Origin of the sequence: Chryseobacterium sp. POL2, from assembly GCF_011058315.1 — a bacterium.
GTDB lineage: Bacteria > Bacteroidota > Bacteroidia > Flavobacteriales > Weeksellaceae > Soonwooa.
Genome location: NZ_CP049298.1, coordinates 2,314,665 through 2,331,540, shown reverse-complemented (window position 1 = coordinate 2,331,540; position 16,876 = coordinate 2,314,665). Strand labels below are relative to the sequence as shown.

15 protein-coding genes are annotated in these 16,876 nt (G+C 36.3%); 8 read left to right on the top strand and 7 right to left on the bottom strand.

Features of this window, described 5'->3' with window-relative positions; genetic code table 11:
• Positions 1-3: 3 nt before the first annotated feature.
• From G6R40_RS15195 to G6R40_RS10860, 3 genes are all read right to left on the bottom strand, one after another.
• Positions 4-432 (bottom strand): hypothetical protein, encoded by a 429-nt coding sequence (locus G6R40_RS15195; protein ID WP_228455848.1) that lies wholly within the window; start codon positions 430-432, stop codon positions 4-6.
• A gap of 100 nt (positions 433-532) precedes the next feature.
• Positions 533-2,329, bottom strand: a complete 1,797-nt coding sequence (gene lepA, locus G6R40_RS10865) for a translation elongation factor 4 (protein ID WP_165135239.1) — start codon at positions 2,327-2,329, stop codon at positions 533-535.
• A 75-nt stretch (positions 2,330-2,404) separates the two neighbouring features.
• Positions 2,405-3,442 (bottom strand): hypothetical protein, encoded by a 1,038-nt coding sequence (locus tag G6R40_RS10860; RefSeq protein WP_165135236.1) that lies wholly within the window; start codon positions 3,440-3,442, stop codon positions 2,405-2,407.
• A gap of 302 nt (positions 3,443-3,744) precedes the next feature.
• On the opposite strand from G6R40_RS10860, the gene G6R40_RS10855 reads away from it, so the two are divergent.
• Entirely contained in the window at positions 3,745-4,341 is a 597-nt protein-coding gene (locus tag G6R40_RS10855; protein WP_165135233.1) for a superoxide dismutase, read from the top strand.
• Positions 4,342-4,411: 70 nt separating this feature from the next.
• On the opposite strand, the gene pth is transcribed toward G6R40_RS10855, so the two are convergent.
• The 3 genes from pth to mfd are packed head-to-tail and all read right to left on the bottom strand — an operon-like array spanning position 4,412 to position 9,253.
• Entirely contained in the window at positions 4,412-4,975 is a 564-nt protein-coding gene (gene pth / locus G6R40_RS10850) for an aminoacyl-tRNA hydrolase (protein WP_165135230.1), read from the bottom strand.
• Positions 4,976-4,978: 3 nt separating this feature from the next.
• Entirely contained in the window at positions 4,979-5,845 is an 867-nt protein-coding gene (locus G6R40_RS10845) for a hypothetical protein (protein WP_165135227.1), read from the bottom strand.
• A 39-nt stretch (positions 5,846-5,884) separates the two neighbouring features.
• Positions 5,885-9,253 (bottom strand): transcription-repair coupling factor, encoded by a 3,369-nt coding sequence (mfd, locus tag G6R40_RS10840; RefSeq protein WP_165135224.1) that lies wholly within the window; start codon positions 9,251-9,253, stop codon positions 5,885-5,887.
• A 126-nt stretch (positions 9,254-9,379) separates the two neighbouring features.
• Between mfd and G6R40_RS10835 the strand changes: the two genes are divergently transcribed.
• The 4 genes from G6R40_RS10835 (at position 9,380) to G6R40_RS10820 (ending at position 11,233) form a co-directional block, all read left to right on the top strand.
• Positions 9,380-9,760, top strand: coding sequence for a hypothetical protein (locus tag G6R40_RS10835; RefSeq protein WP_165135221.1), 381 nt, complete (start codon positions 9,380-9,382; stop codon positions 9,758-9,760).
• Complete coding sequence (locus G6R40_RS10830) at positions 9,760-10,380, top strand: hypothetical protein (protein WP_165135218.1); 621 nt, start codon at positions 9,760-9,762, stop codon at positions 10,378-10,380. Before G6R40_RS10835 ends, G6R40_RS10830 begins: the two co-directional genes overlap by 1 nt.
• Positions 10,381-10,494: 114 nt before the next feature.
• Complete coding sequence (locus tag G6R40_RS10825; RefSeq protein WP_165135215.1) at positions 10,495-10,773, top strand: hypothetical protein; 279 nt, start codon at positions 10,495-10,497, stop codon at positions 10,771-10,773.
• Between the two features lie 109 nt (positions 10,774-10,882).
• Complete coding sequence (locus G6R40_RS10820) at positions 10,883-11,233, top strand: hypothetical protein (RefSeq protein WP_165135212.1); 351 nt, start codon at positions 10,883-10,885, stop codon at positions 11,231-11,233.
• Positions 11,234-11,306: 73 nt separating this feature from the next.
• Here G6R40_RS10820 and G6R40_RS10815 read toward each other — a convergent pair whose 3' ends face one another.
• Positions 11,307-12,101 carry a DUF2797 domain-containing protein gene (locus G6R40_RS10815; RefSeq protein WP_165135209.1) on the bottom strand — a complete coding sequence of 265 codons (795 nt, stop codon included), beginning with the start codon at positions 12,099-12,101 and terminating at the stop codon, positions 11,307-11,309.
• A 150-nt stretch (positions 12,102-12,251) separates the two neighbouring features.
• Between G6R40_RS10815 and G6R40_RS10810 the strand changes: the two genes are divergently transcribed.
• From G6R40_RS10810 to secA, 3 genes are all read left to right on the top strand, one after another.
• Entirely contained in the window at positions 12,252-13,277 is a 1,026-nt protein-coding gene (locus G6R40_RS10810) for a GDP-mannose 4,6-dehydratase (RefSeq protein WP_165135206.1), read from the top strand.
• Positions 13,278-13,433: 156 nt separating this feature from the next.
• Positions 13,434-13,655 (top strand): DUF2795 domain-containing protein, encoded by a 222-nt coding sequence (locus G6R40_RS10805; protein WP_079666493.1) that lies wholly within the window; start codon positions 13,434-13,436, stop codon positions 13,653-13,655.
• 111 nt (positions 13,656-13,766) lie between these two features.
• Entirely contained in the window at positions 13,767-16,838 is a 3,072-nt protein-coding gene (secA, locus tag G6R40_RS10800) for a preprotein translocase subunit SecA (RefSeq protein ID WP_165135203.1), read from the top strand.
• The last annotated feature ends 38 nt before the right edge of the window (positions 16,839-16,876 follow it).

Sequence of the window (16,876 nt, the reverse complement as noted above, 5' to 3'; positions counted from 1 at the left end):
AACTTATGGTTTCTTTTTGTTCCTTTCGGAAAGATTCGATAGTTCGGGTGGTGAGTTTTTTCGTATATCAATTTGATATTCCTCTTCGGCAAGGTTAATCATCATATCGAAAATAATGGCTTTTTTATCAGCCACATAAGCCTGTTTCTCAAGGAAAGCCTTCTGCTTTTGCAAAAGCTTTACTTGGGCTTCAAGCTCCATGATCTTTTGTTCTGGTGACTTTGGCATATTTGAAGGTGTTTGGTTCTCCCAATCAAAGGTACCAAATTTTCTGAGCCAACTCACAACTGTGCTTCGAGCTTGGATGCCATACTTACGGCAAGCGCCCACAGTAGATAACTCCCCACACTCGATTTCTTTTACAACACTCAACTTAAAAGACATACTGTAATCTCGCTGAGTGCGTTTGACATAATTGTTTCTTTCTTCCATAATAACGATTATTTTTTTTGTATCGCTATTTCAGGACGTTACAATGTTTAAATAAAAAACGCCAACTTTATTTAAGTTGGCGTTTTTTATATTTTTAAAATTAATCGTTCAGCTTCAATACAGCCATAAATGCAGATTGAGGAACTTCTACACGACCAATTTGTTTCATTTTCTTCTTCCCTTCTTTTTGTTTTTCAAGAAGTTTACGTTTTCTGGAGATGTCGCCACCATAACACTTTGCGGTAACGTCTTTTCTTAGCGCTTTAATGGTCTCTCTAGCGATAATTTTCGCTCCCAAAGCGGCCTGAACAGCAATGTCAAACTGTTGTCTTGGAATCAACTCACGCAATTTTTCGCACATTCTTTTTCCAATGTAATAAGCATTGGAATCGTGAATTAATGAAGATAAAGCATCTACCATATCACCATTAATAAGGATGTCCATTTTCACTAATTTAGAAGCACGGAATCCGATTGGATGATAATCGAAAGAGGCATATCCTTTAGAAATTGATTTTAAACGATCGTAGAAATCGAAAACAACTTCCGCCAATGGCATATTGAAAATTAATTCTACTCTGTCTGCGGTTAAATAACTTTGGTTGACAATTTCGCCACGTTTTTCAATACAAAGCGTCATTACAGCACCTACAAAATCTGATTTTGTGATGATAGAAGCTTTAATATAAGGTTCTTCCACGCGATCCATCGTCATGGGATCCATCATTTCTGACGGGTTGTTAATCAAGATCGGAACTTCTGGTTCTTTCTTTGTATATCCATAGTAAGATACGTTGGGAACGGTGGTAATAACATTCATGTTAAACTCTCTATCCAAACGCTCTTGCACAATTTCCATATGAAGCATTCCTAAGAATCCGCAACGGAAACCAAATCCTAAAGCTGCAGAACTTTCTGGCTCGAAAACCAAAGAAGCATCATTCAATCGAAGTTTTTCTAATGAAAATCTCAATTCTTCAAAATCTTCAGATTCAATAGGGTAAATACCTGCGAAAACCATTGGTTTTACTTCTTCGAAACCGTCGATTGCTGCCAATGCTGGATTATCTGTTGCGGTAATGGTGTCGCCCACTTTTACTTCGCGAGCATCTTTAATCCCGGAAATAATATAACCAACATCTCCTGTTTTAATTTCTTGTTTTGGAAGTTGCTTAAGTTTCAAAGTTCCCACTTCATCGGCATCATAGGTTTTTCCTGTTGCCATGAATTTTACTTTTTGGCCTTTTTTGATGCTTCCGTTTACGACTTTAAAATAAGCTTCAATTCCTCGGAAAGGATTATAAACAGAGTCAAAAATCAAAGCTTGAAGCGGTGCATCGGGTTCACCCACTGGAGCTGGAATTCTTTCTACGATTTGCTCTAAAAGATTGTGGACCCCATCACCTGTTTTTCCTGAAACTCTTAAAACATCCTCATATTCGCAACCGATAAGATTCATAATTTCATCGGTCACTTCTTCAGGATTAGCCGAAGGAAGGTCTATTTTATTAAGAATCGGAATAATCGTAAGGTCGTTTTCTAACGCCAAATAAAGGTTGGAAATGGTTTGCGCCTGAATACTTTGAGCTGCATCTACAATGAGCAAAGCACCTTCACAAGCGGCAATAGAACGAGAAACTTCGTAAGAAAAATCTACGTGTCCTGGTGTGTCAATAAGGTTAAGAACAAATTTTTCACCTTTATACTCATAGTCCATTTGGATGGCGTGAGATTTAATGGTGATACCGCGTTCTTTTTCCAAATCCATGTCATCCAAAGTCTGAGATTGAAGCTCTCTTTGGGTAACGGTATTGGTATATTCTAAAAGTCTGTCTGCCAAAGTACTTTTACCGTGATCGATATGTGCAATGATGCAGAAGTTTCTTATATTTTTCATGTATAACTCTTGTAATTTGCAAAGATAAAAAAAGAGACTTAAAAAGCCCCTTTTTTCTGTAAATCAGATGAAATCTTATTGATTAAAGCTATATGTACCCATAAAAGGGTCAATGTAAACATTATTTTTATCGGCAGCCTGGGCTTTATCATTTTTTACGTCATTGCTAATAACTTCAACAGTTGCAGCAACAGTATAGCCAATAATCCCAAATCCTACAAAAAACCAAGGCGAAACTTTGAATTCTTCTGGATATAAAATACCTCGGTTTGCATACAAATAGAAGCCATTATCATCTTTTTGTAGTTCTTTAAAACCTAACGCAGTATTCTTGAAGGCCTTAGCATCTTTTACAAAAGCAAATATTTTTCGCGCAGGGATTTTATCTTTTGTAATAGGATTAACAGCCTTTGTAAATTCTTCATCTTCCATTAACATTTGATAACCTTCTTTAGGCTCTTGTTGAAAAAAACTTTTAAAATCAGTGTAAACACCATCTTTAAGATCTGCATTGGCAAGTGCTGGAATTTGCGGATACATGATTGTTTCATAGTTTTTTAGTTGGTCAAAAGGAATTAAGGTTTCCCTAGGTTTTGCGCTATAAGAGTCTGACAGTAATTTTTGTAAAATTTTTGCAATGTTTTCAACAAAAGAATTTGGTAATCCCGAAACAACTTTAGAGTCCAAACCTAAGACATCATCAAAACGACTCAGAAAATAATATCCTTCTGACGTTTTAAGAAAAGTTGACATCTTAATATCTAGATTACAATAGATTGTATTGTCTCTCATAGTATTTTTGATGTTAAAATCCTCAATAAGCATCACAATATCATTGATCCCTTCTTTTTTATTTTGTTTGCGATACCAGTTTTCGATGTCATTTTTTGCATTATTTGTAGGAAAAGAAAAAGCATAATAATTTCCACGATATACAATTTTCCCTATTTCTTCCTCCGCGCGGAGGTCTATAACTTCAAGGCTTTTTGTTTTTCTAGAAAAATCTTGAATAGGATAATTAAGTTTTATGCTTTTGGTTTTATTATAGTTTTGAGAAATTACAAAGCTTGGAATAAGCATCAGAACTAATAGCAGGTTAGTAAGTCTTTTCATATTGAAGTAAATTGTTGCTCGTAAAAATACATTTTTCTTCCATATAAAACTTTCTACCGAAAACCTCATCGCGGCCGGGATGGAAAGGGCGCGAGCGCAGCGAGCGGTCTGAGCAAACGCATGGCAAAACGCAAAGGCTTGCAAAGACGAAACCCCTGCACAGCCCGAAATGTCCGCCCAAATTTCAATCATTTAATAAAACAATGTTAAAGATTTATAAAATTGACTGTATTATTCGGAGACTCGCACAATTATTGATTAAATTTGGGAATTAAGAACATTAACAATAAAAAACAATTATTATGGCTTTTGAATTACCTAAATTAGGTTATGCGTATGATGCTCTAGAACCGAACATCGATGCAAGAACAATGGAAATCCACTATACTAAACACCACCAAGCTTATGTTGACAATCTTAACAAAGCTATCGAAGGGACAGAACTAGAAGGTAAAACGATTGAAGAAGTTTGCAAAATTGGGACTGATAAGCCTGCTGTAAGAAATAATGGCGGTGGACATTTTAACCATACTTTGTTCTGGGAAATTCTGACACCGGGTGGAAGCAAAGAGCCTGTAGGAAAAGTAAAAGAAGAAATTGAAAAATATGGTGGTTTTGAAAAATTCAAAACTGATTTTTCTGAAGCGGCTAAAACTAGATTTGGATCTGGATGGGCTTGGCTATGTAAAAAGGAGGACGGAAGTGTTGCGGTATGCTCAACACCTAACCAAGATAACCCACTAATGCCAGTGGCAGATTGCAAAGGGACTCCAATTCTTGGTCTTGACGTTTGGGAACACGCTTATTATTTGAACTATCAAAACAGAAGACCTGACTATGTAGGTTCTTTCTTTGATGTTATCAACTGGGATAAAGTGGAAGAACTTTATAACAAATAGGCTACAAACAATCTCTCTTATAAAGAAGGAAGTTATCTCTCGGGCTAACTTCCTTTTTTATTTGTAATTTTTATTTTCCGTTGTAGGCGGTCATCGTGTTGCCCACGCCAGCAAAAACAAATGATAAACAGGCATTTGCAAACTTGTCCAATCGTTCTTGTAGTTTTTCATTTTCTTCGTCGGACCATTTTCCTAAGACATAATCAACTTGTTGGCCATCTTTAAATTCTGCTGAAATCCCAAAACGGAGTCTTGTATAATTGCCCGTTTTAAGAACTTCTTCAATATTGCGTAGCCCATTGTGTCCGCCTGCTCCGCCCTTCATTTTCATTCTTAAAGTTCCGAATGGCAAGGCCAAATCATCAGTAACAATCAATATATTTTCTAAAGGAATGTTTTCTTTTTGCATCCAAAACCGGACGGCATTTCCACTCAAATTCATGTAAGTATCCGGTTTTAAGACAAAGACTTTTCGGCCTTTATGTTTTCCTTCTGCTAATAATCCAAAGTTGCTTGATTTGAAAGGTGCTTCAATTTTTTCAGCGATTTTTTCAGCAACTTTAAACCCGACATTATGCCGGGTTTCTGTATATTCGTCACCTTTGTTGCCTAATCCGACAATAAGATATTTCATAATTTAATAATATTGAAATGTAATTTTTCCGCCGTCACTTCTTGTTCCAGAAACTGGGTAACCGTCCGCGTTATACTCATAATTTACACTAATCGTCATAGTTTGTCCCATAACAACAGATTTTAATGTTCTGTAATTATTCTTTGACAGAACTGCAATGGGAGAAGATCCAAACATAAAATTCAGAGAAAAAACTTTAAAAGCTTCTGGGAAAGCTGCAAATGGATTTTTCTTGTCATCATAGTTAGAGGGTGTATTTTCAGTTACGATAGGAATTCCCATGGAAGTCATCGTGATATTAAATTTATTAATATTTCCCGAAGCAAAACCAATTAGCGTTTCAAGTTTTCCGATTTCAGTTGTTCCTGCTTGATATGTTGTTTTCACATTAGAAATACCACTTGCTGAATAAGAAAAAATGGTATTAGCAACATGGACTTGTTCGCCCCCCGAAGTCGCGACACCTGTACAAGAAACTAATTTATCACCTGTATAATTAAGATCAAATTTTGTATCTAGTTTTTCGCCTTCTTCGATTTGATTTAAGGTAACTTTAGTCAACACATCGCCATCATAAACTAAGGTATAAGTTGCATCGTCGCCTTCTGTAGATTTTGCTGTAACACCCACAAGTTTGCTGCCATTGTAGGTATATTCAGTGGTCATAGTTTCGCCATCCACATTGGTATCAACAATTTTTTTGATTTTCTTCACTGCGGTTTCGTTATCCCCTCCAGTATCGGGAAGTTCGGTTCCGTCATAGTCAACACCAACCAACAAATCGCCATTTATATCTCTCGACGTATCGCAGGCATTCATCACCAAAGCCGCTCCGAGAACGAATAAAATTTTGAAATTAAATTTCATCATCTTTTAAATTTTTACAAAAGTAGTTTATTTCAATTAATATTAACTTGCCAAAATCTTCTCTAATAAAACATTAACGGCGTCCACATTATTAATATTGTCAATACGCATCATCAGTTGACTTCCCTCCTTCCCTGCTTTTTCTTTGAGTTGTGCTTCGGCGGGATTTTGCTGGAGATAAGCTATCACTTTCCGGAATTTTTCTGTTTGATAAAACTTATCTTGTGGATTACTCGGGAAATAGCCTAAGAACGTGTGTTTTTTCATAGCAATTTTATCAAATCCAATATCCGCAGCCAACCATTTCAGGCTGACATTTTTCAGCAAGTTAATGGCTTCTTTTGGAAGATTTCCGAAACGGTCAATCAATTCGTTTTCGAATTTATTTAAATCTTTTTCGTTATCAATATCTGCTAATTTTTGGTAAAGCGACAGCCTTTCTTCTGTGCTCGACACATAATCGTCTGGCAACATGAGGTCTAGATCTGTTTCAATATTAACATCTTTCGTAGTTTTAATCAGTTTTTGACGTTCTTCTTCATTCTCAAATAATTTTTCGAATTCTTCATCATCTTTTAATTCTTCAAGTGCTTCTTGCATGATTTTTTGATAGGCTTCAAACCCCATTTCGTTGATAAATCCACTTTGCTCGCCACCTAACAAATCTCCAGCGCCACGAATTTCCAAATCCTTCATCGCAATCTGAAAACCACTTCCTAAATCTGAAAACTGCTCTATCGCTTCAAGACGTTTTCTAGCATCCGAAGTCATCATATCCATCGGCGGTGTTACAAGATAGCAAAAAGCTTTTCTATTACTACGTCCGACACGTCCACGCATCTGGTGCAAATCCGCCATCCCGAAACGCTGCGCATCATTTATGAAAATCGTATTAGCATTCGGAACATCCACGCCACTTTCAACAATGGTTGTAGATACCAATACATCGTATTTGCCTTCCATAAAATCCAAAACATTTTCTTCTAACTTCTTGCCATCCATTTGGCCATGTCCTGTAATAACACGTGCATCTGGCACCAATCTTTGGATAAGTCCGGCAATGTCTTTTAAGTTTTCGATTCTGTTGTTAATAAAATAAACTTGCCCGTCACGTTGCAACTCATAAGAAACAGCATCACGAATGACTTCTTCATCAAAACCTATCATCTGCGTATCAACAGGTTGACGATTGGGCGGTGGCGTTTTGATGACCGATAAATCGCGCGCAGCCATCAAAGAAAACTGTAATGTTCTAGGTATAGGCGTTGCGGTCAAGGTCAAAGTATCTATATCGCTTTTCAACGTTTTTAATTTATCTTTTACAGAAACACCAAACTTATGTTCTTCATCAATAATTAATAAACCTAAATCCTTGAACTTGACATTTTTACCAACCAACTGATGTGTTCCGATAACAATATCAATTTTACCATCTTCTAAGCCTTGTAAGGTTTCGGATTTTTGTTTTGCCGTTCGGAACCTATTGAGATACGACACGTTAACAGGAAAGTCTTTAAGTCTTTCTTTAAAGCTTCGGTAATGTTGAAAAGCCAAAATAGTCGTAGGTACCAAAATCGCAACTTGCTTTCCATCTGTCGCTGCTTTGAAAGCCGCACGGATCGCAACCTCGGTCTTACCAAAACCTACATCACCACAAATTAACCTATCCATCACCGTTTCGGCTTCCATATCGTGTTTGACATCAATGGTCGCTTTTTCCTGGTCGGGTGTATCTTCATACAGAAAGCTAGCTTCTAACTCATTTTGCAAATAAGAATCTGGCGAAAATGCAAATCCTCTAGCCATTTTTCTTTGAGCATAAAGCTTAATCAAATCAAATGCAATCTGCTTAACCTTAGCTTTCGTTTTCTGTTTTAAAGACTTCCATGCGGGCGAACCGAGTTTGCTGAGAACAATCTCGCGACCGTCTGGTCCGTTATATTTTGAAATTTTGTGAAGTGAATGAATACTTACATAAAGCAAATCTCCATTTTTATAACTTAGCTTAAAACACTCCTGAACTTTGCCATCATTATTCACTTTTACCAATCCCATGAATTTGCCAATCCCATGATCGATATGCGTAATGAAATCTCCAATCTTTAAAGATGTTAAATCCTTGAGTGTCAACTGTTCACTTTTAGCAAATGCATTCTTTGCTTTAAACCGTTGATAACGATCAAAAATCTGATGATCTGTATAAACCGAAATTTTATTTTTACTATCTACGAAACCTTCATGCAGCTCTGACAAAAATCCTTTATAAGGCACTTCTTTTTCTAATTCTTCAAAAATAGATTCGAGTCTTTCTTTTTGTTTTTCAGTAGAAAAAGAAATCCAAGTATCGTAGCCTTCGGCCTGTTTTTCCATAAGATCTTCGATGAGCAATTCGAAGTTTTTATGAAATGTTGGTTGCTGGGTTTGGAACGCGTCAACTTGGAAAAAATCAGCACCATCAAGCTTTAATGTGTCCAAAGTAAAATCCACCATCGGACGATCTTTCAAAGCTTTAGAAAAATCTTCGGGAGAAACAAAAAGTTCTTTTGGCGATTGATGTTTAATATCTTTACTCAAAGTTTCAAACTTAGCTTCTGCTTTTTCGTAAAAATTCTTAACCTGAATTAATGACATGAAAGCATTTTTTGCTAATACAAAACAATCTCGAGGAAGCAACTCAAACAAAGAAACTTTAGTTCCAGCAACACTATAATTCATGTTCGAAACCAATTGAAAATCTGTAACTTTACCAATAGAAAGTTGCGTTTCTATATCAAAAGTTTTGATACTTTCCACCTCGTTACCAAAAAAAGTTATTCTGAAAGGTTTTTCATTAGCAAAAGAAAACACATCGACAATTCCACCTCGAACAGAAAACTCGCCTGGCTCGGACACAAAATCGGTTTGATTAAACTGATAGTGATTGAGCAACTCATCGACAAAATCGAAATCCAGTTGATCGCCAACTTTTATATGATGTGAAATCGCTTTGAAGTCTTCTTTCTTCAAGACTTTCTCCGACAGCGCTCCAGAATAAGCAACAATAATTTTAGACTTCTTGCTAGAATTCAGTCGGTTAAGCACTTCGGTCCGGAGCACAAGATTGGCATTCTGCGTTTTTTCGATTTGATAAGGATCGAGATGCGTGGCTGGAAAATACAATACGTTTTCTTTTCCGACTAAATCTTCCAACTCAGCATTCGCGTAAAGCGCTTCTTCTTTATCATTGAAAATAAAAAGAATACTTTTCTTCTGAGTGACAAACAATTCCGCTGCAAAAATAGAAGCAGAAGATCCTGCCGATCCTTTTACAGAAATATGTTGATGTTGTTGCAGCGCGTCGAAAATGGATTTTCCAAATTCGTTTTTTAAAAGATCTGGCAACAAATATTGTTGAATGGTTTTTAACGACATAAAATAACAAAAGGTCTGAAAGCGACATAACGATTCCAGAACTTTTCCGAAATCGTATATTAACAATGCAAATATACAAAAAGACTTTTTTTCGTTATATTTACTCTTCCATAATAAACTAAAATCATGTTAAAGACTTTCTGGTTTTTAGGCATTTCGTTAGCCTTCATCACTTTTGCAAATTCCTGCAAAAGCAGTGGCGACTCGGACTTATTTCGCGCTTATGTTGAAGGCAAGATGATCCCTGGCACCAATCCTGATCTCATGATTTCGCCAATACATCTCGTTAGCAACAATAGAATTATTGGAGAAACCTTCCCAAAAGACAATGGACAATTTGTTATTGCAGGACCCTATAGCTCTGGCGAATACAAACTTCAATTCAAGTCAAAGATTAAGCATTTCTCGTCTAGCAATCCACATTGCAAAATTGCTTCGGATTCATTAAGCATCCTTATACCTTCTGGAGAAACTTATCTTATTTTTGAAGAAATAAAATTTAAATAATGTCAAAATTCTGGATAATCCTCTTTGTTGTTCCGTGTTTGGTTTTGTCACAATCTCGAAAGAAAAAACCGATTATTGAAGAAATTAAATTCTCTATTGAACCGAATGTCCGTGTCATGAAAGCTATCGGTGACAATGCTATGAACAAAGCTCTATCTCCTTTTGTAGGTTTTGGTATTGGCGGAACACTCGACTTTTATAAAGGCTTTGGCCTAACCGCGGAATACAATTATCTAACGGCCAATCTTGACAAAGACAACCAAGGCGGTCTTTTTGGATACATGTCGGCTGCTACAATGCATAATTTTGAGTTTTCTGGCGTTTACAAACACAACATTGGCGAAGATGTTGACTTGGAAGCACTTGCTGGTGCTAGTATTTACAGAATTACATCAAAATTCATTGACAAAGGTGGAAATTTTAATGAAGGAAATGCAGGATTCCATATTGGTGGAAAAATACTTTACACCTTGGATCGAGAAGGTGTGCAGCAGGTTTTGTGTGGGACCAAACTCAATTATTACACCGCCAGTATTCGCAATCAAAATCCTAAAATAGAAGAGTTCTACTCAAAAGCTTGGTTTTTAAATATCAGTCTAGCTTACCGAATTAATTTTTAATATTCGTTTTAATATTTTTTTAATCTTTAATAATTTATAGTTAAAATCGCTATATTGGTTTTTAAAGATTAAATTTTCATATACTTTTACATCACAATTCACAATAACACAGAAATGAAAAATATTCTAACAGCTTTGATGTTAAGTTTAGGTTTAGGACTTGCAACGGCACAAAGCACACAACCCGTTACAACAAAAGCGGCTCCCGTAACTGTTAAAAAAACTGAAGTTAAAAAAGTTACAAAAACCAGCAGTGACAAAGCGGTCGTAACGGATACAAAGACAAAAACTGTAAAACTAAAAAAAGACGGCACACCCGACAAACGCTACAAGCAAAATCAGCATCTTAAAAAAGATGGAACGCCTGATAAGCGTTACAAAGAGAACAAATAATTTTTCATAACTTTTATTTTTAGCGCGAACCTTGTTTCAAAAATTTTGAAGCAAGGTTTTTTTGCGCATAATATTTGCTATCAATTTGTTAACATTAAAAATATAAGCTATGATATACGAATTTCCTATGACCACCCTTAGCGAACTTATGAGTCAACTTGCCGAAAATGGCATAGATACAGAAGTTCGGATGAATGAAAACAAGGTTTTCGAATTGCAAGATTCTGGCAAAACATATACAAACCCAACTGACCTCGTGATTATCCGAGCCTATCGTTTTGAAGGAGAAAGCAACCCATCGGACAGCGCGGCACTTTATGTGTTAAAAGATAAAGATGGACAAATTTCCTATCTAATAGAAGCTTACGGTGCAGACAGCAACTATGAAGGTCCAGAATTTGATGATTTCCTAAAAGCAATGCCTTTTGAAGAAAATTCACAATTTAAATTAAGTAAATAAAACCATGCGGGTTCAAAAAAAATTTTGAACCCGCATGGTTTTATAAGTTTTGTAGTAGAAACAAAATCCACAATTATTTAATGTCCAGTTCTATAACATAACCTTCATGTCCACGAACATTCATAAAATAATCGCCCTCGAATTGAAGATATTGACCTTTAATACCTTTTAGAATTCCACTATATTCCGGATGTTTATCCAAAGTGAAAACATTGACTTTTTCTGGTGCTTGATAAGGATAATCTAGTCGCACAACTTGTTCATCAACGCTTGCAAATTGCTTAAAATCCTTTGGAAAATATTCTGCTATTTTATGTCTAAAATCTTTTAGGTCCAGGTCGCTTTCCAACTCGTCCATCAACATTTTTCTAAAATTTGTTTTGTCGGCGACATGATTTTTAAGTTCAACCTCTATCATACCAGCTTCGTAACGATTTTCGGTTCTTGCAATTGGAAGTGCAAAAGTTGCGCCCTGATCGATCCATCGCGTTGGTATTTGCGTCTCGCGTGTCACCCCAACTTTAACATCGCCCGTGTAAGACAAATAGACTATATGAGGCACCAACTGGATAGATTTTTCCACCTCGAGATCACGTTCTGCAACGCCCAGATGCGCCGTCGACAGTTCTGGACGGATAATAGTATCGCTCGCATACGGACTTTCGAAAAAGCATTTTTTACAAAATCCCATTCGGTAAATTTTTTCGTCACTGTCGCAGTTCACACATTGGTATCCGATATGTTTTATACGAAGTTCGCGCCCGAAAAGTTGATTCATGGAAATTAAATCATGATTCAGGTTCAAAAAATATTGTATAGGTTCTGCCAACTGCGAACTCATTTTTAGAATTTGTCCAGAAAATATCATTTCAAAATTTTAGACTTTAAAATTAGGCTTTTATCCATAATCCATCACAAAATAAATCCTTAAAAAAAATAAAATACTGAAACCCAATCTTTTATTAAAAATGTCTATATTTTAGTACATTTGCGAAAAACAAAGACTAAAAACACAAATATGCGATATCTGGTAACGGGTGGTTCGGGCTTTATTGGTTCTCATCTTGTAGAACAACTTCTTAAAAATGGACATTCTGTCATCAACATAGATAATTTTGATGATTTTTACGATTATAAAATTAAAATTGAAAATACGCTTGATAGTACAAATCAACCGACTGACTTTAATTTTAAAGAAAAAAATGAGGACATTCAAAAACTCCAAAGCATTACCAACAACGATCAATACAAATTGTATTATCAAGATATTCGGGATTTAGAAACATTAGAAAAAATTTTTGAAGAGAATAATATCGATCTTATTATACATTTGGCGGCTTTGGCAGGTGTTCGCCCATCTATCGAACGACCTCTGGATTATGAGTCGGTTAATATCCGTGGTACAATGAATCTTTGGGAACTTTGCAAAAAACACGGTATCAAAAAATTTGTTTGCGCCTCGTCCTCCTCCGTCTATGGGAACAATGAAAAAACACCTTTTTCTGAAACCGACAATGTTGACAAGCCGATTTCACCCTATGCCGCCACCAAAAAATGTTGCGAAATATTAGGCCACGTGTACCATCATCTTTATAATATTGACATGATACAGCTTCGGTTTTTCACGGTTTATGGCCCCAAGCAACGTCCAGACTTGGCAATTCATAAATTTACAAAACTAATTTCTGAAGAGAAAGAACTTCCTTTTTACGGCGATGGAAGCACCGCGCGTGACTACACTTATATAGATGATATTATCGATGGGATTATAAAATCCATAACATACCTGGAAAAACACGATAATATATATGAAATCATCAACCTTGGCGAAAGTGAAGTTATCAACCTTAAAGAAATGCTCCAGACTATTGAGAATACTCTTTCAAAAAAAGCACATCTTAAAAATCTGCCAATGCAACCAGGGGATGTCACAAAAACAAATGCCAACATCACAAAAGCTATGACAATAATTGACTATAAACCAAGCACAAACTTCCAAAATGGCATAAAAAAATTTGTGGAATGGTTTTTGAGAAAAGCATAGCAAGTTGGGAGAAAACCTTATAAACACAATAGTTTCGTGAAATTATTGATACATTTATTTAAATAAAATTTTGAATTGTTTTGAAATTTATTTGAAAACCAACGATAAAATTGATATTATATAACCTATTTTTTTACTTTTGCAAAAAATTAAATTATGTACTGGACTTTAGAATTAGCTTCTTACCTAAGCGACGCACCTTGGCCAATGACCAAGGCAGAACTTATTGACTACGCCATCAGAACTGGTGCACCAATGGAAGTTGTAGAAAACTTACAAGCCATCGAAGACGAAGGAGAAGTGTATGAAAGTATCGAAGAAGTATGGTCTGACTATCCCTCAGACGAAGACTTCCTTTGGAACGAAGACGAATATTAATATAAATAATATGCCTCAACTTGTCTTGAGGCTTCACTGAATTATTAACGAAGAAAATTTTTAGGTTTTCTTTAAATTAAGGATGATTCCTGACGAAAAAATCAACAGACAATGAGTTTTTTAAATAGTGTTCTTAAAAGTTTTTTGGGTGACAAAAACGCAAAGGATTTAAAAGAAGTAAAAAAAGTTGTTAATAAGATCAAAGCTGTAGAGCCTAACATTCAGCAACTAACAGATGATGGACTGAGAGAGAAAACAGAAGAATTTAGATCTAAGATCAAAACAGCGACAGCTTCTATAACAGAACAAATAAATGCTGTACAAGAGCAAATAAAAACGACTGAAAATGTTGATGAAAAAGAAGCGCTTTTTGGAAAAATAGAAAGTCTTAAAAAAGACTCTTACCAAGTTGAAGAGAAAATTCTTAGCGAAATTCTACCAGAAGCATTTGCTTTAGTTAAGGAAACTTCTCGACGTCTAGCCCAGAACGGATCAATTCGTGTTACTGCCACAGACTGGGACAAAGAGTTGGCAGCTACTAGAGATTTCGTAGAACTAGAAGGAGATATCGCCGTTTGGAAAAACCAATGGGATGCGGCAGGTACTGCAGTAACTTGGGATATGGTACATTACGACACACAGTTTATTGGTGGTGTTGTACTCCACAGTGGCAAAATTGCCGAAATGGCAACTGGTGAAGGTAAAACCCTTGTAGGAACGCTTCCTATTTTCCTTAACGCATTACCAGGACGTGGTGTTCACGTTGTAACGGTTAACGACTATCTTGCAAAACGTGACTCGGCTTGGATGGGACCATTATACATGTTCCATGGCATGAGTATCGATTGTATTGACAACCACCAACCGAACTCAGATGCGAGAAGAAAGGCCTATCAATCAAGTATTACTTATGGTACTAATAACGAATTCGGATTTGACTACCTAAGAGATAACATGGTAACTTCTCCATCAGAATTGGTACAAGGTGAGCTTAACTTCGCAATCGTCGATGAGGTGGATTCTGTTTTAATTGATGATGCAAGAACACCTTTAATTATTTCCGGACCAGTTCCTCAAGGTGATAGACAAGAATTTGATGTTCTGAAACCTTCGATTGACCGTATCGTTGATATACAAAAAAAAACCATCACTTCTATTTTCAATGAAGCTAAAAAATTAATAGCAAACGGAAATACTAAAGAAGGTGGTTTCAAATTATTACAAGCATACAGAGGGCTTCCTAAGTCAAGACCTTTAATCAAATTTTTATCAGAGAGTGGCAACAAAGCATTATTACAAAAAGTTGAAGGGCAATATATGCAGGACAACAACCGTGATATGCCAATCGTTGATAAAGATCTTTATTTCGTAATTGACGAAAAAAATAATCAAATCGACTTAACAGACAAAGGTATCGAGTATATGTCAGCTGGTAACGAAGACCCTAACTTCTTTGTATTACAAGACATCGGTACAGAAATCGCTGAGTTGGAAAACCAAAATCTATCCAAGGAAGAAGAATTTGCTAAAAAAGATGAATTATTCCGAGATTTCGCTGTAAAATCCGAACGTATCCACACGCTTAACCAACTATTGAAAGCATACACGCTTTTTGAAAAAGATGACGAATATGTTGTTATCGATGGCGAAGTCAAAATCGTTGATGAGCAGACGGGACGTATCATGGACGGTCGTCGTTACTCTGACGGACTTCACCAAGCTATCGAAGCTAAAGAAAATGTAAAAATCGAAGCGGCAACGCAGACTTTTGCAACGGTAACGCTTCAGAACTATTTCCGTATGTACAACAAGTTGGCGGGGATGACAGGTACAGCAGAAACTGAAGCTGGCGAATTCTGGCAAATCTACAAATTGGATGTTGTGGTTATCCCAACCAATAGACCAATCCAAAGACACGATAAACATGACTTGGTGTACAAAACCAATCGTGAAAAATACAATGCAGTTATCGAAGAAGTAGAGAAACTTACCTCAGCAGGCAGACCAGTTCTTGTGGGGACAACTTCTGTTGAAATTTCTCAATTGCTTTCTAGAGCATTACAACTGAGAAAAATCCCTCACCAAGTTCTTAATGCGAAACTTCACAAAAAAGAAGCAGAAATCGTTGCCGAAGCAGGCCGTCCAGGTGTTGTAACCATTGCAACCAATATGGCAGGTCGTGGTACCGATATCAAATTAATTCCAGAAGTTAAAGAAGCTGGAGGTTTAGCCATCATCGGTACAGAAAGACACGACTCTAGACGTGTTGACAGACAGTTAAGAGGTCGTGCTGGTCGTCAAGGAGACCCAGGTTCTTCACAGTTCTATGTATCTTTAGAAGACAACCTTATGCGTCTTTTTGGTTCTGAAAGAATCGCAAAAATGATGGACAGAATGGGACATAAAGAAGGTGAAGTTATTCAACACTCTATGATTTCCAAATCCATCGAAAGAGCTCAGAAAAAAGTAGAAGAGAATAACTTTGGTATCCGTAAAAAGTTGCTAGAATACGATGACGTTATGAACAAACAACGTGACGTTATCTACAAAAGAAGAAAGAACGCTTTGTTCGGTGACCACCTCAAGTACGACATCGTTAATATGATTTACGACACAGCGGCATCCATTGTTTCTTCAACCAAAACAGCTGGAAGCTTCAAAGATTTTGAATTTGATTTAATTAAATATTTTACAATGGAATCGCCAGTTTCTGCAGCACAATTTAGCAGCATGCAGGAAAAAGAATTGGTAGACATTGTTTTCAAAAGCGCACAAGAAGATTACAAAATGAAGTTGCAACTTCTTAAAGAAAAAGCCAATCCAATCATCGAAAATGTGTTCCTTAACCAAGGCAGCATGTTCAAAATGATCCAAGTGCCTTTCTCTGACGGAACCAAAACAACAACCATTGTAACCGATCTTCAGCAAGCTTACGAAACAAAATGTGAAAGCCTTATCACCGATTTCGAAAAGAACATATCTTTAGCAATCATCGATGAAAACTGGAAAACACATCTTCGTGAAATGGACGACCTTAGAAGATCTTCCCAAGGTGCAGTTTACGAGCAAAAAGACCCACTTGTAATCTATAAGCAAGAATCTTTCTATCTTTTCAGCGAGATGGTAGACAAGGTTAACAAAGAGATAATCTCTTTCTTATACAAAGGAGAAATCCCTGCATAAGATTTTTAAAATAAACGAAAACCGAAGATAATTACATC